The sequence below is a fragment of the Bradyrhizobium sp. USDA 376 genome, assembly GCF_054063675.1.
Genome location: NZ_JBSSGN010000001.1, coordinates 6,793,439 through 6,810,879 on the forward strand (window position 1 = coordinate 6,793,439; position 17,441 = coordinate 6,810,879).

Below are 17,441 nucleotides of genomic sequence, written 5' to 3' on the forward strand. Positions count from 1 at the left end.
TCAGCCCTTCGCAACTTCCTTGGCAAACGTGTCGCGCAGGCCGATGGTGCGCGAGAACACCGGCTTGCCCGGCGTCGAGTCCTTGTCACGCACGAAATAGCCCTGGCGCTCGAACTGCATCGGCTCGGTGGAATTGCTCTCGGCAACCGAAGCCTCGATGCGCGCATCGGAGAGGATCTCCAGCGAATTCGGATTGAGATCGGCTGCGAAGTTCGAGGCGTCCGGGCTCGGATTGGCGAACAGCTGGTTGTAGATGCGGATCTCCGCCGGCTTCGACGTCGCGGCTGGCAGCCAGTGCATGGTCGCCTTGACCTTGCGGCCGTCGGGCGCGTTGCCGCCCTTGGTCGCGGGATCGTAGGTGCAGCGCAGCTCCACCACCTCGCCTGCGTCGTTCTTGATCACGCCCGTGCACTTGATGAAATAGGCATAGCGCAGCCGCACCTCGTTGCCCGGCGACAGACGGAAGAACTTCTTCGGCGGGTTCTCCATGAAGTCGTCCTGCTCGATATAGAGCTCGCGGCCGAACGTGATCTTGCGCGTGCCGGCGCTAGCGTCGTCGGGATGGTTGATCGCCTCGAGCTCCTCGGTCTGCCCTTCCGGATAGTTCTCGATCACGACCTTGAGCGGCTTCAGCACCGCCATGCGGCGCTGGGCGGTGCGGTTCAGCTCCTCGCGGATACAGAATTCGAGCATACCGACATCGACCACGCTGTTGGCCTTGGCAACGCCGATGCGCTTGACGAATTCACGCAGCGCCGCCGGCGGCACGCCACGGCGGCGCATGCCCGCCATGGTCGGCATGCGCGGATCGTCCCAGCCGGCGACATGGCCGTCGCGGACCAGCTGGGTCAGCACGCGCTTGGACAGCACCGTGTAGGTCAGGTTCAGCCGCGCGAACTCATACTGATGCGGCTCTGACGGCACCGGTAGCTTCTCGATGAACCAGTCGTAGAGCGGCCGGTGGTCCTCGAACTCCAGCGTGCAGATCGAATGCGTGATGCCCTCGATCGCATCCGACTGGCCGTGCGCATAGTCGTAGCTCGGATAGATGCACCATGCGTTGCCGGTGCGCGGGTGATGCGCGTGCAGGATGCGATACAGCACGGGGTCGCGGAGGTTGATATTGCCCGCGGCCATGTCGATCTTGGCCCGCAGCACGCGCGCGCCGTTGGGGAATTCACCGGCCTTCATGCGGCGGAACAGATCCAGGTTCTCCTCCACCGAGCGGTCGCGGAACGGCGAGTTCTTGCCGGACTCGGTCAGCGTGCCGCGCGAGAAACGGATCTCCTCCTGGGTCTGGTCGTCGACATAGGCGAGCCCGTCGCGGATCAGCTGCTCCGCCCATTCGTAGAGGCGGTCGAAATAGTCGGAGGCGAAGAATAGATTCTTGCCCCAGTCGAAGCCGAGCCAGCGCACGTCGGCCTGGATGGAATCGATATATTCCTGCTCTTCCTTGACCGGGTTGGTGTCGTCGAAGCGCAGGTGGCAGCGGCCCGGAAACTCCTGGGCGATGCCGAAATTGAGGGCGATCGACTTGGCGTGGCCGATATGCAGGTAGCCGTTCGGCTCCGGCGGGAACCGGGTCACGATCTCCTTGTACTTGCCCTGATCGAGGTCGGCCTGGATGATGTCACGAATGAAATCGCGCCCAACCTCAGGTGCCACCGGTTCTGTCATTACGAAAATCCTGCAGGGAAATCAGCGGTCCTTCTGCCAAATTCGAGAGGCTGAGCCAAGGCCTCAAGCCGTCCGCCGTCGGGCTTTAGTTATGCTCCGGTCCTGCTATACACCACCGCCTCCAATGCATAGGCCCTGCCAAGAATGACCGATTCCGTCGTCACCCGCTTTGCCCCCTCGCCGACCGGCTTCCTCCACATCGGGGGCGCCCGTACGGCGCTGTTCAACTGGCTCTACGCCAAGAAGCATGGCGGCAAGATGCTGCTCCGGATCGAGGACACCGACCGGGAGCGCTCCACGGAGGCGGCGATCGATGCCATCCTCGACGGCCTGAAATGGCTGGAGCTTGGCTGGGACGGTGAGGTCATCTACCAGTTCAGCCGCGCCGCCCGTCACCGCGAGGTCGCCGAGCAGCTGCTGGCCGACGGCAAGGCCTATCGCTGCTACGCCACGGCGGAGGAGCTCGCTGCCATGCGCGAGAAGGCGCGCGCGGAGGGCCGCACCCGCCTCTATGACGGCATGTGGCGCGACCGCGACCCGGGCACGGCTCCGGGCGACGTCAAGCCCACCATCCGCCTGCGCGCGCCGCAGACCGGCGAGACCGTGATCGAGGACCAGGTCCAGGGCCGCGTGGTCTGGCAGAACGAGAACCTCGACGACCTCGTGCTTTTGCGCGGCGATGGCAATCCGACCTACATGCTCGCGGTGGTCGTGGACGACCACGACATGGGCGTCACCCACGTCATCCGCGGCGACGACCATCTGATCAACGCCGCCCGCCAGAAGCAGATCTACGATGCGATGGGCTGGGCGCTGCCGAGCATGTCCCACATCCCCCTCATCCACGGCCCCGACGGCTCGAAGCTGTCGAAGCGGCACGGCGCGCTCGGCGTCGATGCCTACCGTGCCATGGGATATCTCCCGGCCGCGCTCCGCAACTATCTCGTCCGCCTCGGCTGGAGCCATGGCGACCAGGAGATCTTTTCGACCGAGGAGATGATCGAAGCGTTCGACCTCGCCAGCGTCGGCCGGGCCGCCGCCCGCTTCGACTTCGCCAAGCTGGAAAACCTCAACGGCCATTACATCCGCCACGCCGACGATCAATCACTCGTGAAGATGTTCGAGGACGTGCTCGACCATGCCGTGCCCAACCGCGACGAGATTAAGGCGAAGTTAAACGACACCACGCGGGCGCAGGTCCTCAAGGCCATGCCGGCCCTGAAGGAGCGCGCCAAGACGCTGCTCGAGCTGATCGACGGCGCCTATTTCATCTTCGCCGACCGGCCGCTGCAGCTCGATCCCAAGGCGCAGGCGCTGCTGATGCCTGAGAACCGCAAGCTGATCGGCCAGCTTCATTCCGCGCTGGAGAAAGTCGAGACCTGGAGTGCGGCCAACGCAGAGGCTGCGTTGCGCGCCTTCGCCGAGGAAAATAGTCTCAAGCTCGGCGCGGTTGCCCAGCCCTTGCGGGCGGCGCTGACGGGACGGACCACATCGCCTGGTATATTTGAGGTTTTGGACGTGCTGGGACGCCAGGAAAGTTTGGGCCGGCTCAAGGATCAGGCCGGAGACTAGGGTAGACATAAGTCAAGCATGCGCCGCGCCATCTTGCAGCGCACACAGCAATAATATACCCATCTCCCCCGTACCTTCTGGAACATCCGGCCTGCCCCGCCATCTCATCGGGGCCTTCCGGGTCCGGCCCGTTTCACCATACATCGGGGACCTCTGATGGACGCAAAACCAAGCCCAAAGACCGCCACGCTGACGGTCGGAAACAAGAACTACGATCTCCCGATCCTCAGCGGCAGCGTCGGGCCCGATGTCGTCGATATCGGCAAGCTCTACGGCCAGTCCGGTCTGTTCACCTATGATCCCGGCTTCACCTCGACCGCGAGCTGCCAGTCCAAGATCACCTACATCGACGGCGATGCCGGCGTGCTGGAATACCGCGGCTATCCGATCGAGCAGCTCGCCGAGCACGGCGACTTCCTGGAGACCTGCTATCTCCTGATCTACGGGAACCTGCCGACCGTTGAGCAGAAGAAGGATTTCGATTACCGCGTGACCCATCACACGATGGTGCACGAGCAGATGGCCCGCTTCTTCCAGGGCTTCCGCCGCGACGCCCATCCGATGGCGATCATGGTGGCGGCGGTCGGCGCCCTCGCCGCGTTCTATCACGACTCCACCGACATCAACGATCCGAAGCAGCGCATGATCGCCTCCATGCGCATGATCGCGAAGATCCCGACGCTGGCGGCCATGGCCTACAAGTACACCGTCGGCCAGCCCTTCGTGTATCCGAAGAACTCGCTCGGCTTTGCCGAGAACTTCCTGAACATGTGCTTCGCGGTGCCTTGCGAGGACTACAAGGTCAGCCCGGTTCTCGCCGACGCGCTGGAGAAGATCTTCATCCTGCACGCCGACCACGAGCAGAACGCCTCGACCTCGACGGTGCGCATCGCCGGCTCTTCGGGTGCCAACCCGTTCGCCTGCATCGCGGCCGGCATCGCCTGCCTCTGGGGCCCGGCGCATGGCGGCGCCAACGAAGCCGCGCTCAACATGCTCTACGACATCGGCACGGTCGACAAGATTCCCGAATTCATCGCCAAGGTGAAGGACAAGAACTCTGAAGTCCGCCTGATGGGCTTCGGTCATCGCGTCTACAAGAACTACGATCCGCGCGCCAAGATCATGCAGAAGATGTGTCACGCCGTGCTCAAGGAGACCGGCCATGGCGACGATCCGATGCTGAAGGTGGCGATGGAGCTCGAGAAGATCGCGCTCAGCGACCAGTACTTCATCGACCGCAAGCTCTACCCGAACGTCGACTTCTATTCGGGCATCACGCTGAAGGCGATGGGCTTCCCGGTCTCGATGTTCACCGTGCTGTTCGCGGTCGCCCGCACCGTCGGCTGGATCAGCCAGTGGAGCGAGATGATCGAGGATCCGCAGCAGAAGATCGGCCGTCCGCGCCAGCTCTACACCGGCGTCACCAAGCGCGACTACGTGCCGATCAAGGATCGCAAGTAAGAACCGGCCATTGCGGCCTTCGAAGCGGCGCCATCTCACGATGGCGCCGTTTTTGTTTGTGCCGTGACCTCGTAGGGTTGGCAAAGCGCAGCGTGCCCACCACCTCTCCACGAGCGAGCCAGGAATGGTGGGCACGCGGAGCCTGTCATCGGGCGCGCATTCGCGCGACCCGGTGGCTTTGCCCACCCTACGGAAATGGAGAACCCGATGCTGAGCGGAAGCTGCCTCTGCGGAGGCGTTGCCTACGAGGTCGACGCCAGCACGGGCATGATCGTCCACTGTCATTGCCAGACCTGCCGCAAGACGCACGGCTCCGCCTTCTCCACCGTCACCAACGTTCCGCGCGACCGCTTTCGCTGGACCAAGGGCGAAGAACTGCTGCGCGGCTTCGAATCCTCGCTCGGCAAGACCCGTTACTTCTGCTCGCAATGCGGATCGCACATCGTCGCTGCGCGCGACGGCAAGGGCACGGTCCTGCTGCGGATGGGTTGCCTGGACACACCGATCGCAGAACGGCCCGAGGTTCACATCTGGCGATCGGACGCCGCCAACTGGTACGACCCAAAGGCTGAGTTGCCGGAATGGCCGGAAGGCACGCCGCCGGCCACCCCATGATCCGCAAGACAGCGAGCGGTCGGAAACGGTGCTATCTCACGATGGCGCCGTTTTTGTTTGGCAGGGTCCGACAGAGCGAGCGATGCGTGGGGCAAGCGATGCGGCCGGCGAGATGGTGCTTCATCCCAGATGCGATATCGACGGGGTGGTCACTGCGGAGCGCCTCGCGGCGGTTGCCGTGCAATACAGCGGCTACGACGTTCCCAAGACGAAATGGCCGCGCGCCGGCGCGGTGCTTCCCGTCACCGTGGACCTCGCTGATCCCACGCGGTTCAGGATCGAATGGGATCTGGTGCCGACCGGGCGCCAAGCCGCCGAAGAGCTGGCGGCAGATTTGCGTGGCGAGCAGCAGGCTGGCACGCCCGGCCGCCGCCCGTTTCCCCGCATCTGGAGCGAGGAGAAGCATGCCGCATCGTCGCCGTCGCTGGTCAATGGGCTTACGCCGCAGCAGACGGAGATTGCACTTGCTGGCGGCGGCGCCGCCCTCGGCCTGGTTCCGACGACGGCGAAGGTGCTGACCGCGCATGAGGTGCAACCAAGCAGCGCGCCGGGCGGGACGTGGGACATCGCCGTCGCGGTGAACGATCCGAACGGCGGATCGGCCTGGGAAGCGGTCACGCGCATGTCTTTCAGCAGCGCAAGCCGCCGCGAGGGCCGCACCGCCCCTGGGGTCGAGTTGCCTGTCCTGGTCGACCCGGACAACCGCAAACGGATCATCGTCGACGTCGCGCGTCTGTCTTGAGTGGCATCACTCTCTCTGACCTTGCTGCCGCGCACAACAACAAGTCGCCGCATCGCGCCGGCAAAGGCTTGACAGTCGAAACGCTCAGCGCGCAAATTCTTACACTAAGTAAGAATGACGACAGGGATGGAAATGCCGGAGCAGCCGAGAAGTCGGCGGCAGACGCGCGCTGCCATTTTGACTCATCTGCTTCAGTCGGGCGGCACGTTTCGCCCGCCTCTGGCCAAGGCCGTGCGCCTGTCGGAAGCGAGCCTGTCGCGCATCCTGTTTGACCTCAAGGCCGAAGGCCTGATCGAGGAAGTGCGGCGCCCCGCCCCTTATGTCGGCGGCCCAACGGCGCTCGTCGCACTCGATGGTTCGGTGGCACTCGCGGCCTTCGAGCTGAGCACTCAGCGGCTCAGTGTCGGTGTCGGCAGTCTGTCGGGCGAGCTGCACTACACGGAGCGCGTGCCGCTGCCGAAAACGCCGACCGCCGAGTCCGTCGGCCGTGTGTTCCGCGAGGCCATGACGTTGCTGCGCGACTGGACGCGCCGCCGCCGCATCACCCTCGCGCAGATCGGCGTCTCCATTCCCGGCCTCGGCCGGCTCAGCGTGTCGGGCAATCCGATCATCCCCTGCGACGTCGGGCGCATCCGCGACATGCTCGACGGCATGTTTGCCGGCGTGCCGGCCGAATTCACCAATTCGGTCGTGGCGCACGCCACCTTTCACCGCTGTCGCACGGAGAACTATCCCTTCAGCGACACGCATCTGTTCGTCTTTGTCAGCCATGGCGTTGCCGGCGCCTGGATGGATGATCCGGCCGAAGCCGATGCCCTGCAGCCGATCGAGCTCGGCCACATGGTGTTCGGGCCGGATGGACCGCGCTGCCGCTGCGGACATCATGGCTGCGTCGAGGCCTACACGTCGCTGCCGGCCCTGGCCGAGCTTCTTGGCGTTTCCGAAACCGAGCTGCTTCAGCTCGGCCACGAATGGGTCGACGCGATCCCGCTGTCATCGCGCGTTCGCCGGGAGTTGCGCCGGCGGCTGTTCCGGCTCGGCCTTGCGATCGGCAACACGCTGAACGTGAAGCCTTGCGGCGGGGTTGCGATCAGCGGCTGGCCGTCGCTTCTCGCCGAGGACGACCGCAAGGCCGTGGTCGAGGGAATTGACGCCTGCCTGCTGGGCGGTCGCAAACTGGCGCAAGTGTCCCTCGCCTTCGTGCCGCCCTCGACCGGCAACGATCCGCAGGCCGCACTGGCCTTCGCCGCCTTCTGCCTCGCCAGAAGCGGCGGCATGCCCGCCGCATCGACGGAGGCTGCCTGACATGCCCTGAGCCGCGCAGTCTGCACGCGCCGAGAAAGTTCACACCGGGAGGAACTGCCATGCCGATCACAACAACAAGGCGTCGTCTGCTCGCGGGATCTGCTGCCGCGCTTGCACTGCCGGCATTTGCGCGCGCGCAAGGCGCGGTCAAGCCGCGCCTGACCGCGATCTCGCAATGGTCCGCGGGCAGCGACGGGGCGGCGATCACGGCGCTCGGCAAGAAATTCGAGGAGAAGGGCGGGGTCTGGCAGCACTCGCCCGTCCCCGGCTTCACCACCGAGATGATGAACAAGCTGCGTGCCCAGATCATCGCCGGCGATCCGCCGGCCTGTTCGCAGCTCAAGGGCCCGGAAATCGCGGCCTGGTCGAAGATTGCCCCGACCGTCGATCTCGACGCCATCGTCGCGGCCGCCGGTTACGAAAAGGTCGTCGCTCCGGACCTTGCAAAACTGCACAAGCCGGGCGGCAAGTGGATCGCACTGCCCTTGCAGATCTACAGCACCAACATGCTGTTCCTCTCCAAACGCGCGATGGACAAGGCCAAGGCCGACAAGACCCCCGTCACATGGGCCGACTTCAACGATCTCGCCGAGAAGATGAAATCGGGCGGCATCACCTATCCCATCGCCAATGGCGGCACCCGTCCCGACGACGGACAGAAATTCGAGGCCTCGCTCGCCGGCATCAGTCCCGCTGCATATCGCGCGGCCATCATGAATCTGGACAAGAAGGCCCTGGAAGGTCCGGAGATCAAGGCCGCCTTCGTACAGGTGCGCAGGATCTCCGACTGGATGGACCCCAATGTCGGCGCCCAGCCCTATGCCACCAATTTGAAGCGCTTCATCGACGGCGAGATGGGCATGATGATCCAGGGCGGCTGGGCGCAGGGCGTGCTGCGCAACGCCGGTTTCAAGTTCGACGACTTCGTCATCGTGCCGGGCCCCAGCGACAACGGCAAACCGGTGTTTCTGCTGAATGCCGATGCCTTCATCTTCTGGCAGCGGAAGGAGCCCGATCTGCAGGCCGGTCAGACGCTGATGGCCCAGCTCGTCATGGATCCCGCGATCCAGACCATGTATTCGCAGATCACGGGATCGATCCCCGTGCGCACCGATGTCGACCTCTCCGGTGAGGGCTGGTCGGATGGTCAGCGGCGGACCGCTGCCGCGCTCAAGGACGCCGTCGCCAACAATCAGGCCGTCCTCAGCCTCGCCCACAACATGGCGCAGGAAAACGGCCTGACCGCCGCGATGATCGACGTGCTCACCGAATACGTGAAGAACAAGACGATCAAGCCGGAGCAGGCGGTCGCCCGCCTCGCCGAGGCCGTCGAGGGCGCGCGTTGACCGACATCGCCACTCCAGCAACGGGCCGGCCGGCGATATCAGGCTTGGTCGGCCGGCTGCCCGAATATCTGATGATCTGGGTGCCGCTGCTGTTGTCGGCGGCGCATCTCATCTCGTTTTCGCTGTGGACGATCTGGATTTCGTTCACACCATCCACGCTCGTGCCTGTTACGGGCTGGGTGGGGATGCGCAACTACAATGCGGTCCTGGCGTCGCGGAACTGGCAGATCGCCTTCGACAACCTGCTGCTCTTTGGCAGCGCCTTCGTGCTGCTGAGCCTGGTGACAGGCCTCATGCTTGCGATCCTGCTCGATCAGCGCATTCGCGGCGAGAATGTGCTGCGATCCATCTTCCTCTACCCTCTGGCGGTGTCCTTCGTCGTCACCGGCACGGTCTGGAGCTGGCTGCTCAATCCCGGCATCGGGATCCAGAAGCTCGTCCACGATCTCGGCTGGACCTCCTTCCGGTTCGACTGGCTGGTCGACCGCGACATGGCGATCTGGACCATCGTCATCGCTGCGATCTGGCAATCATCGGGCTTCGCCATGGCGCTCTTCCTGGCCGGCCTCCGCTCGGTCGACGCCGACATCATCAAGGCCGCGCAGATCGACGGCGCCGGAGCTATCAGGACCTACTGGCGCGTCATTCTGCCGACGCTTTGGCCGATCACCATCACCGTCATCGTCGTCCAGCTGCAGTTCGCGATCTCGGCCTTCGACCTCGTCCGCGCCCTCACCAATGGCGGGCCCGGGATTGCGACCCAGCTGCCGGCCCTCGTCGTCTACGACCTGATGTTCCAGCGCAGCCAGCTGGGCCGGGGCGCGGCGGCAGCGGTGCTCATGCTGCTCATTCTTCTCGCCGTGCTGCTACCGTATGCGGCGTGGCGCTATGTCCAGCGACGGCGGGCCACCCATGCGTGAGCGAACCTTGGCGCCGAGCCGGCTTCTGATCTATCTCGTCGTTTCTTTGGTCGCGGCCGCTTATCTCGCGCCGCTGGTTGTCGTCATCCTGAACTCGCTCCGCACCAACGAGGAGATCGCGCAGGCCTCGATGATCGGCTGGCCGCAACAATGGGCCTGGAGCAATTATGCCAGGGCCTGGAGCGGCTTCTGCGTCGCCGAGACCTGCGCCGGCATCCGGCCCTACATGCTGAATTCCGCGCTCGTCACGATTCCGGCGACGATCATCTCGACCCTGCTCGGCGCGATTGCCGGATACGCGGTGTCGCTCTGGCGTTTTCGCGGGGACAACTGGATCTACGGCATCGTGACCCTCGGCCTGTTCCTTCCCCAGCAGATGCGCCTGCTTCCCTGGACCATCGTGCTGCGGGACATCGGCCTCATCAACACGCTGACGGGCCTCGTGCTGATTCACACCATCCAGGGGCTCTCCTTCACCACGCTGTTCTGCCGAAACTACTATGTCGCCATTCCACACGAATTGATCAGGGCCGCGCGCATCGATGGCGCCGGGTTCTTTCGCATTTTCTGGCGCATCATTCTGCCGCTCTCGGCACCCATCCTGATCGTCACCGTGATCTGGCAGTTCACGCACATCTGGAACGAGTTCCTCTATGGCGTGACATTCACGACCGGCCAGCAGCAGCCGGTCACGGCTGCGCTCATCGCACTGTCCGCCGCCATCGCGGATATTCCGCAGCATGGCGTGCAGAGCGCCGCGGTGATCATCGCGGCGCTGCCCACCTTGTTGATCTATCTCCTCGGCGGCCGGTACTTCGTGCGAGGCCTCACCGCCGGGGCCGTGAAATGATGAGGCCATCATGGCAGCACTGAGCATTCGCGCCCTGTCGAAGCGCTACGCCAATCTGGAGGTGCTGAAGGGCATCGATCTCGACATCGAGAGCGGCGAGTTCACCGTGCTGGTCGGGCCGTCCGGCTGTGGCAAGTCCACACTGCTCAACATCGTCGCCGGGCTCGATCGTCCGAGCGCCGGCACGATCGAGATCGGCGGGCGCATCGTCAACGACGTCCCACCGAAGGACCGCGACATCGCCATGGTGTTCCAGTCCTATGCGCTCTATCCCTCCATGACGGTGCGTCAGAACATCACCTTCGGCATGGAGTGCCGACGCATCGCCAAGGCGGAGCAGGAGAAGGCGCTGGCGAACGTCGCCAAGCTGCTCCAGATCGAGCCGCTGCTCGGACGCAAGCCGTCGCAACTGTCCGGCGGTCAGCGCCAGCGCGTGGCGATGGGCCGGGCCCTGGTGCGCAATCCGCTGCTCTTCCTGTTCGACGAGCCGCTCTCCAATCTCGACGCCAAGCTGCGCGTCGAGATGCGGATGGAGATCAAGCGCCTGCATCAGCGCATCGGCGCCACCATCGTCTACGTCACCCACGACCAGATCGAGGCCATGACGATGGCGACCCGCATCGCCGTGATGCATCGCGGCATGGTGCAGCAGTTCGCCGACCCCGACACCGTGTATCGCTATCCCGCCAATCTGTTCGTCGCCCGCTTCATGGGCTCGCCGCCGATGAACACGATGCCGGCACGGCTCGAAGCAGATGGCAGCGGGCCAGTGGTCGTGATCGGCGCCGGGCGCTCCGACGAGGTGCGTCTGCATCTGCGGGGCTATGATGCCGCCGCATCCTATGTCGGCCGCGAGGTGGTGCTTGGAATCAGGCCGGAATGCATCGCCGAAGGGGACCGCGCGTTCTCCGGCGCTGCGAGCGCGCCTGTTGTCGTCACCGCGCCGGTCGAGATGGTCGAGCCCACCGGGGCCGAGACCATCGTCCTGCTGCGGCTTGGCGGCGAGCCCGCGCAGGCGCGCATCTCGCCGGACGTCCGACCCGCGCCCGGCACCTCTGCCCCCTTTGCGCTCGACACCCGCCGCCTTTGCCTGTTCGACCCCGAGACGGAGCGACTGATCGCATGACAAAGACGAGCTATGCCGGCCTCGCCGACCGTGTGGTGTTGATTACCGGTGGTGCCAGCGGCATCGGTGCCGCCTTCGTCCGCGCCTTCGCTGGTCAAGGCGCCCGCGTCGCCTTCCTCGACATCGATACACAAGCGGGCGAAGCGCTGGCTCAGGAATTGTCGAAGATCTCGGCTTCCGCGCCGCTGTTCGTGCCCTGCGATCTGCTGGATATCGACGCCTTGCGCAGCGCCATGGCGGAGGTCCACCGAGCGCTCGGTGACGCCGCGGTGCTCGTCAACAACGCCGCCAACGACCAGCGCCAGGCGCTCGCGGAGGTCACGCCCGCCGAGTTCGACTGGATGATCGGCGTCAACCTGAAGCACGTCTTCTTTGCCGCACAAGCCGTGGTGCCGCAGATGCAGGCGCGTGGCGGCGGCTCGATCATCAACATGTCGTCGATCGCCTGGATGCGCGGCGCGCCGGCGCTGCCGGTCTATGCCGCGGCGAAGGCGGCCATCGTCGGCTTCACCAACTCGCTGGCGCGGTCCCTCGGCCCCGACCGCATCCGCGTCAACGCGATCGCCCCGGGCATGGTGATCACCGAGCGCCAGCGCCGGCTGTGGTATCCGGACGAACGGGTCATCACCGAGTTTCGCACCCGTCAGGCCATTCCCGACGCGGTGACGCCTGAGGACATCGCGCGGATGGCGCTGTTTCTCGCGTCCGACGAGAGCCAACGTATCACCAGCCAGTGCTTCCGGGTCGACGGCGGCTTGGCCTAGGGAACGATCCGGCCGCGCTAGCGCAACATGCGCGGTGTCGTAGGGTGGGCAAAGGCGCAAAGCGCCGTGCCCACCATCTCTCTGCAACCGGGCAGGAATGGTGGGCACGCTTTCGCTTTGCCCACCCTACAAGACCGTCGTCTATCGCCGGCCCTTCCGCATCGTCGCGAGCACGACGTCGGCGGCGAGCACGCTCGGCGATTTGTTGCCCGTCGACATGATCTGATCGAGCCGGGCGAAGGCCTCGACCTGCCGCTTGCGCAGCGGCGTGTCGGTCAGCACCTCGATGAGGGCCTGCGCGAGCTTTTCCGGCGTGCAGTCCTCCTGCAAATACTCCGGAATGACATCCTCGCCGATCACGAGATTGGCGAGGATCACCGAGGAGACGCGGATCGCTCGGCGCAGGATGAAGGCCTCGATCGCGCCGACACGATAGGCCGTCACCATCGGAATGCCCGATAGCGCGAGCTCGAGCGTCACCGTGCCGGACTTCGCCAGCGCGGCGTGGGCGATCCGGAAAGCGGCGCGCTTGTCGGCCTCGCCGATCACGATGTGCGGCTTGACCGGCCAGCTCGCAATGCCTTCGCGCACGGTCGCCTCGAGATGCGGCATGGTCGGCAGCATCAGTTCGAAGGCGTGTCCCGCCGCCTGCAAGCGGCCGAGCGCCGCGCCGAACACTTCGAGATGATGCCGGATCTCGCTGCGGCGGCTGCCGGGCAGCACCAGCAGCACCGGCGGCTCACTGTTGCGGCGCTTCTGCTCCTCCACATTCGGCCGTAGCGAAGACAATTGCTCGATCAGGGGATGGCCGACATAGCTGCAGGGCGGCCCGCCGAGCTTGCGGTATTCCTCCGGCTCGAACGGCAACAGGCCGAGCACGTGATCGACATAGCCGAGCATGGTCCGCGCCCGCCCCGGCCGCCAGGCCCAGAGCTGTGGCGAAACGTAGTCGACGACCGGGATCGCAGGATTCTTCGCGCGCACGCGGCGGGCGACGCGATGGGTGAAGTCGGGACTGTCGATGATGACGAGCGCGTCCGGCGCGGACTCGGTCACGGCGTCGACGGTCTGGCGGATCAGCCGCAGGATCTTCGGCAATTGCTGCGCCACAGCGGCGAAACCGACGATCGACAGCTCCTCGATCGGAAACAGCGTCTCCAGCCCCTCGCGCGCCATGGTGCGGCCGCCGACGCCCTCGAACTGCACGCCGTCGCCGAGGCGCTGGCGCAGCACCTTCATCAAGGCCGAGCCGAGCCGGTCGCCGGACTCCTCCGTCGCGATCAGGAAGATCTTCCGCTTGGGATCGCGGGTCTGCATCATTTGGGCAGGCCGATGACGAAGAGATATTTGGCGTCGGCAAGCGCGATCATCGCCTGCGGCTCGGCGGCAATGGTGTTGCCGGCGATGACGGCAATGCCGCCAAGGCCAGCCTTCGCGACACCCTCGATGGTGCGCGGGCCGATCGTCGGCAGGTCGAAGCGCAGATCCTGGCCGCTCTTCGGTGCCTTCACCAGCACGCCGCGGCCCGTGGCGGCGCGGATGCGCCCTTCCTCGCGCAGGCGCGCGACGCGCGCGAGCAGCGCGTCGGTACCCTCGATGTCCTCGACCGCCACCACATGGCCGTCGATCACGACGGCAGCCTGGCCGATGTCGAACGGGCCGAGCGCCGTCAGCACCGCGCGCCCGCGCTCGATGTCGGCCTTGGCATTGTCATTCGGCCAGGCGCGACTGATGCATCCCTCGGGCATCAAGAGGTCGGGCGCGACATCCTTGATGCCGACCATGCGAAAGCCGTCCTGCTCGAGCATGCGGCCGACGCCGGACAGAAGATGATCGTCGCCGCCGCGGAAAGCGCGGATGACGTTGCCGAGCAGGCGCAGCGTCTTGATGTCGAACCGGATCTCGGACAGCGAAGGCCGCACCAGGGTGCCGATAAAGATCAGGTCGCGGCAGCCCTCCTCGCGGAACAGCCGCATGGCGCGGCCGAGCTGGCCGACCGAGATCCAGCGGTGGCGGAATTTCTCCACCCGCGCCGGATCGCAGGCCCCGCGCAGCGGAAACAGCACCGGCGTGATGCCACGTGCGGCGAGCGACTCGGCCACCGCGAACGGCATCGCGCCGCCGCCTGCGACTACGCCGACCGGCGATGAAATCTCCGAAGCCGCCGATGTCATGTCCGCGGCCATCCCAGCGTCACTTCGCGATGGCGGGAAGACAGAGCGGGCGCTTGCCCTTGCCGATGAAGTCGAGGATTTCGGCGATGGCCGAATCTTCTCCCGCGAGCGGGCGCGACGCCTCGAGCCGCTCGGCGAACGTGCCGGGGCCGTGGAAGAGTTTTTGGTAGAACGCGCGCACGGTCGCAAGCCGTTGCTTGGTGAACTTGCGACGCTTCATGCCGATCAGGTTGAGGCCCTCGAGCACCGCATACTGGCCGTTGACCAGCCCGAACGGAATGATGTCGTCGCGCACGCCGCAGACGCCGCCGACCATGACCTGCGGCCCGATGCGGGTAAACTGGTGCACTGCGGACAAGCCGCCGATGAATACGAAGTCACCGATCTCGCAGTGACCGCCGAGCGTTGCCGACGTCGCGAAGATCACGTCGTTGCCGACATGGCAGTCGTGGCCGACGTGGCTGCAGTTCATGAAGTAGCCGCGGTCGCCGACCGTGGTGATGCCGCCGCCGGCAACGGTACCGGCGTTCATGGTCACGGATTCGCGGATGGTGCAGCCTGAGCCGATCTTGAGCTTCGTCAGCTCGCCCCGATAGCTCAGCGACTGCGGCGGCGTGCCGAGCGAGGCAAAGGGATAGATGGTGCAATCATCGCCGATGGTGGTCTGCGCCGTGATGTGCACATGGCCAATCAGCTTGCAGTTCGCACCGATCACGACGTTCGGGCCGATGATGCAATAGGGTCCGATCTCGGTGCCCTCGCCGATCACGGCGCCGTCCGCGACCCGTGCGGTGGGATCAATCTCGCTCATCAAAAAGATCTGCTTATGTGTTGAAGTCGCTCGCTTTTCCGGTGGTTAGCGCGACTATGCCCGATCTGTCCAGTGACGTATCATCTCGGCGTGTTTCAAGTGCCGGATGAGGCCGCCGTCCCGGCCCTTCAACGTGTTCACGTGGAGCTTGAACTTATCATGGTCAGGGCCCTGGCACTTCTGCTCGCACAGCTCGCGGCTGCGCCTGTCGTCTCCGAGACGGTGGAGATCGGCGGGCGCCACAGCGTCGATCTCGGGACATTCGAGTGCCGCGACATCACCCGCAGCACGGTGCTCCAGCGGGTCTGCTACGATCGCGCGCGGCAGGACCTCGTCGTCGCGGCGGGCGGCGCCTATGACCGTTATTGTGGCGTGACGACCGAGACGGTTGAACGCCTCCTGGGCGCACCGTCCATGGGCCAATTCTTCAACCAAAATATTAGGCGCGAGACCGCCGGCAGCCGTTACGACTGCCACGCGTGAATCCGTTCGTGCAACTCGCCCCTTAATCCGTCAGCATGGCGCCGACGTCGGCCTCCGCGACGACCTGGCCGTTGACCTTGGCGTCGCCGTGAAACCACCACATGGTCTTGCGGCGGCCGAGCGAGCGCATGTGATACTCGATGGTATCGCCGGGCAGCACGGGCTTGCGGAACTTGCACTTGTCGATGGTGAGGAAATAGACCGCGCGCGGCTTCTCGGTGCCCTCCACCGACTTGATGCCGATCACGCCCGCCGTCTGCGCCATCGCCTCGATCATCATGACGCCGGGGTAGACCGGGCGCTCGGGGAAATGCCCCTGGAAGGCCGGCTCGTTGAAGGTGACGTTCTTGATGCCGATGCCGCTGTAATCGGCCCGGATGTTGATCACGCGGTCGATCAGCAGCATCGGAAAGCGGTGCGGCAGCGTCTGGAGGATCGCGTTGATATCCACCAGCTCGAACTTGATAGGCGATTCCTCCGTCATTCCCGTCCCTCGTCCTTCGGATCGGCCTTGCTGTCGCGTACCAGGCGCTCCACCGCGATGATCTCCTTGAACCATTGTTTGGTCGGCTTGGCGAAATGCCCGCCCCAGCGGCCGCCCGGCGGAATGTCGTCCTTGACCGCGCTCATCGCGGTCACCTGGGCTCCATCGCCGATCTTGAGGTGATTGTTGATGCCCACCTTCGCTCCGAGCGCCACGTTGTCGCCGATGGTCAGGCTGCCGGCGAGGCCGATCTGGGCCGCCAGCAGGCAATGCCGGCCGATCGTGACATTGTGGCCGATCTGGACCTGATTGTCGATTTTGGTCCCCTCGCCGATCACCGTATCCCGCAACGACCCACGGTCGATCGTGGTGTTGGCGCCGACCTCGACATCGTTCTGGATCAGCACGCGCCCGGTCTGCGGCACCTTCAGGTGGCCCTCGGGGCCGAAGAAGATGAAGCCATAGCCGTCCTGGCCGATCGAGCAGCCCGGATGGATCAGGACGTTGTTGCCGATCAGGGCGCACTGGATGGCGGTGCGGGCGCCGACATTGCAGTCCCGTCCGATCTTGACGCCAGGGCCGATCACCGCGCCGACGCCGACCACCGTGCCGCTGCCGATCTCGACATCCGCTCCGATGACAGCCAGCGGCTCGACGATCACGCCGTCCTCGATACGCGCCGTAGGGTCGATGATGGCCGACGGTGCGATGCCGTCATTGCCGACCCAGGATTGCGGCCTCAGCGCGTCGCCGTGCCATTCCCGGGCGATCCCGACGAAGGCGCGGAACGGCTGCTTCGCCCGCAGCACGGCCACATGCGCGGGCACCTCGGCCTCGAAGCGCGGACTGACCAGACAGGCCCCCGCTCTGGTTGCCCTGAGCTGATCGACGTATTTGAGGTTGTCGAAGAATGCCAGATGCATCGGGCCGGCTTCGTCCAGCGAAGCCAGGCCCGTGATGACGTGGCCGCCCCTCGCGGGGTCGACCAGCTGCGCCTTGGTCAGCGTGGCAATGTCGGCCAGCGCTGTGGCAGGCGGTTTCTTGAAGAAGGTCGGCTGCGCCATTCCACCCCGTCGCGGTCCGGCTTCGGCATGAAGCGGTCAGGCCGCAT

The 17,441-nt window shown here is 65.3% G+C and carries 17 protein-coding genes; 11 read left to right on the forward strand and 6 right to left on the reverse strand.

The genetic code is table 11. The annotated features are described in order from the left end of the window. Positions 1-1,677, reverse strand: a complete 1,677-nt coding sequence (locus tag ACVJ19_RS31625) for a glutamine--tRNA ligase/YqeY domain fusion protein (protein WP_453953054.1) — start codon at positions 1,675-1,677, stop codon at positions 1-3. Between the two features lie 144 nt (positions 1,678-1,821). Between ACVJ19_RS31625 and gltX the strand changes: the two genes are divergently transcribed. The 10 genes from gltX (at position 1,822) to ACVJ19_RS31675 (ending at position 12,378) form a co-directional block, all read left to right on the forward strand. Further along, positions 1,822-3,249: a glutamate--tRNA ligase gene (gltX, locus tag ACVJ19_RS31630; RefSeq protein WP_453953055.1), complete on the forward strand. Its 1,428-nt coding sequence runs from the start codon at positions 1,822-1,824 to the stop codon at positions 3,247-3,249. A gap of 156 nt (positions 3,250-3,405) precedes the next feature. Continuing rightward, complete coding sequence (gene gltA, locus ACVJ19_RS31635) at positions 3,406-4,710, forward strand: citrate synthase (protein WP_453953056.1); 1,305 nt, start codon at positions 3,406-3,408, stop codon at positions 4,708-4,710. 207 nt (positions 4,711-4,917) lie between these two features. Then, positions 4,918-5,325: a GFA family protein gene (locus ACVJ19_RS31640; protein WP_453953057.1), complete on the forward strand. Its 408-nt coding sequence runs from the start codon at positions 4,918-4,920 to the stop codon at positions 5,323-5,325. 112 nt (positions 5,326-5,437) lie between these two features. After that, complete coding sequence (locus ACVJ19_RS31645) at positions 5,438-6,067, forward strand: hypothetical protein (RefSeq protein WP_453953058.1); 630 nt, start codon at positions 5,438-5,440, stop codon at positions 6,065-6,067. A gap of 126 nt (positions 6,068-6,193) precedes the next feature. Then, on the forward strand, positions 6,194-7,372 hold the full coding sequence (locus tag ACVJ19_RS31650; RefSeq protein ID WP_453953059.1) for an ROK family transcriptional regulator: 1,179 nt from the start codon (positions 6,194-6,196) through the stop codon (positions 7,370-7,372). Positions 7,373-7,431: 59 nt separating this feature from the next. Further along, positions 7,432-8,718, forward strand: coding sequence for an ABC transporter substrate-binding protein (locus tag ACVJ19_RS31655; protein WP_453953060.1), 1,287 nt, complete (start codon positions 7,432-7,434; stop codon positions 8,716-8,718). 71 nt (positions 8,719-8,789) lie between these two features. Beyond that, complete coding sequence (locus tag ACVJ19_RS31660) at positions 8,790-9,638, forward strand: carbohydrate ABC transporter permease (RefSeq protein ID WP_453955255.1); 849 nt, start codon at positions 8,790-8,792, stop codon at positions 9,636-9,638. After that, positions 9,631-10,488, forward strand: coding sequence for a carbohydrate ABC transporter permease (locus ACVJ19_RS31665; RefSeq protein ID WP_453953061.1), 858 nt, complete (start codon positions 9,631-9,633; stop codon positions 10,486-10,488). Before ACVJ19_RS31660 ends, ACVJ19_RS31665 begins: the two co-directional genes overlap by 8 nt. 10 nt (positions 10,489-10,498) lie before the next feature. Further along, positions 10,499-11,614: an ABC transporter ATP-binding protein gene (locus ACVJ19_RS31670; protein WP_453953062.1), complete on the forward strand. Its 1,116-nt coding sequence runs from the start codon at positions 10,499-10,501 to the stop codon at positions 11,612-11,614. Beyond that, on the forward strand, positions 11,611-12,378 hold the full coding sequence (locus ACVJ19_RS31675; RefSeq protein ID WP_453953063.1) for an SDR family NAD(P)-dependent oxidoreductase: 768 nt from the start codon (positions 11,611-11,613) through the stop codon (positions 12,376-12,378). Before ACVJ19_RS31670 ends, ACVJ19_RS31675 begins: the two co-directional genes overlap by 4 nt. A 141-nt stretch (positions 12,379-12,519) precedes the next feature. On the opposite strand, the gene lpxB is transcribed toward ACVJ19_RS31675, so the two are convergent. The 3 genes from lpxB to lpxA are packed head-to-tail and all read right to left on the reverse strand — an operon-like array spanning position 12,520 to position 15,363. Further along, positions 12,520-13,698, reverse strand: coding sequence for a lipid-A-disaccharide synthase (lpxB, locus tag ACVJ19_RS31680; RefSeq protein ID WP_453953064.1), 1,179 nt, complete (start codon positions 13,696-13,698; stop codon positions 12,520-12,522). Beyond that, positions 13,695-14,552: an LpxI family protein gene (locus ACVJ19_RS31685; protein WP_453953065.1), complete on the reverse strand. Its 858-nt coding sequence runs from the start codon at positions 14,550-14,552 to the stop codon at positions 13,695-13,697. Before ACVJ19_RS31685 ends, lpxB begins: the two co-directional genes overlap by 4 nt. Positions 14,553-14,571: 19 nt before the next feature. Then, positions 14,572-15,363: an acyl-ACP--UDP-N-acetylglucosamine O-acyltransferase gene (gene lpxA / locus ACVJ19_RS31690; RefSeq protein WP_453953066.1), complete on the reverse strand. Its 792-nt coding sequence runs from the start codon at positions 15,361-15,363 to the stop codon at positions 14,572-14,574. 159 nt (positions 15,364-15,522) lie between these two features. Here lpxA and ACVJ19_RS31695 point away from each other — a divergent pair, with 159 nt between their 5' ends. Next, on the forward strand, positions 15,523-15,846 hold the full coding sequence (locus tag ACVJ19_RS31695; protein WP_453953068.1) for a KTSC domain-containing protein: 324 nt from the start codon (positions 15,523-15,525) through the stop codon (positions 15,844-15,846). Between the two features lie 22 nt (positions 15,847-15,868). Here ACVJ19_RS31695 and fabZ read toward each other — a convergent pair whose 3' ends face one another. Together fabZ and lpxD are read right to left on the reverse strand one after the other, a co-directional pair. Then, positions 15,869-16,330: a 3-hydroxyacyl-ACP dehydratase FabZ gene (fabZ, locus tag ACVJ19_RS31700; protein WP_183238958.1), complete on the reverse strand. Its 462-nt coding sequence runs from the start codon at positions 16,328-16,330 to the stop codon at positions 15,869-15,871. Beyond that, on the reverse strand, positions 16,327-17,394 hold the full coding sequence (gene lpxD / locus ACVJ19_RS31705; protein WP_453953069.1) for a UDP-3-O-(3-hydroxymyristoyl)glucosamine N-acyltransferase: 1,068 nt from the start codon (positions 17,392-17,394) through the stop codon (positions 16,327-16,329). The genes fabZ and lpxD overlap by 4 nt, the downstream gene beginning before the upstream one ends. Positions 17,395-17,441 lie beyond the last annotated feature (47 nt).

Excerpts from the sequence above, each read along its gene's own strand:
- ACVJ19_RS31695 (WP_453953068.1), top strand. The coding sequence starts at position 15,523 with ATGGTCAGGGCCCTGGCACTTCTGCTCGCACAGCTCGCGGCTGCGCCT.
- ACVJ19_RS31660 (WP_453955255.1), top strand. The coding sequence starts at position 8,790 with ATGATCTGGGTGCCGCTGCTGTTGTCGGCGGCGCATCTCATCTCGTTT.
- ACVJ19_RS31650 (WP_453953059.1), top strand. The coding sequence starts at position 6,194 with ATGGAAATGCCGGAGCAGCCGAGAAGTCGGCGGCAGACGCGCGCTGCC.
- lpxB (WP_453953064.1), bottom strand. The coding sequence starts at position 13,698 with ATGATGCAGACCCGCGATCCCAAGCGGAAGATCTTCCTGATCGCGACG.
- gltX (WP_453953055.1), top strand. The coding sequence starts at position 1,822 with ATGACCGATTCCGTCGTCACCCGCTTTGCCCCCTCGCCGACCGGCTTC.
- fabZ (WP_183238958.1), bottom strand. The coding sequence starts at position 16,330 with ATGACGGAGGAATCGCCTATCAAGTTCGAGCTGGTGGATATCAACGCG.
- ACVJ19_RS31670 (WP_453953062.1), top strand. The coding sequence starts at position 10,499 with ATGGCAGCACTGAGCATTCGCGCCCTGTCGAAGCGCTACGCCAATCTG.
- lpxD (WP_453953069.1), bottom strand. The coding sequence starts at position 17,394 with ATGGCGCAGCCGACCTTCTTCAAGAAACCGCCTGCCACAGCGCTGGCC.
- ACVJ19_RS31655 (WP_453953060.1), top strand. The coding sequence starts at position 7,432 with ATGCCGATCACAACAACAAGGCGTCGTCTGCTCGCGGGATCTGCTGCC.
- ACVJ19_RS31675 (WP_453953063.1), top strand. The coding sequence starts at position 11,611 with ATGACAAAGACGAGCTATGCCGGCCTCGCCGACCGTGTGGTGTTGATT.
- ACVJ19_RS31645 (WP_453953058.1), top strand. The coding sequence starts at position 5,438 with ATGGTGCTTCATCCCAGATGCGATATCGACGGGGTGGTCACTGCGGAG.
- ACVJ19_RS31625 (WP_453953054.1), bottom strand. The coding sequence starts at position 1,677 with ATGACAGAACCGGTGGCACCTGAGGTTGGGCGCGATTTCATTCGTGAC.
- lpxA (WP_453953066.1), bottom strand. The coding sequence starts at position 15,363 with ATGAGCGAGATTGATCCCACCGCACGGGTCGCGGACGGCGCCGTGATC.
- gltA (WP_453953056.1), top strand. The coding sequence starts at position 3,406 with ATGGACGCAAAACCAAGCCCAAAGACCGCCACGCTGACGGTCGGAAAC.
- ACVJ19_RS31665 (WP_453953061.1), top strand. The coding sequence starts at position 9,631 with ATGCGTGAGCGAACCTTGGCGCCGAGCCGGCTTCTGATCTATCTCGTC.
- ACVJ19_RS31685 (WP_453953065.1), bottom strand. The coding sequence starts at position 14,552 with ATGACATCGGCGGCTTCGGAGATTTCATCGCCGGTCGGCGTAGTCGCA.
- ACVJ19_RS31640 (WP_453953057.1), top strand. The coding sequence starts at position 4,918 with ATGCTGAGCGGAAGCTGCCTCTGCGGAGGCGTTGCCTACGAGGTCGAC.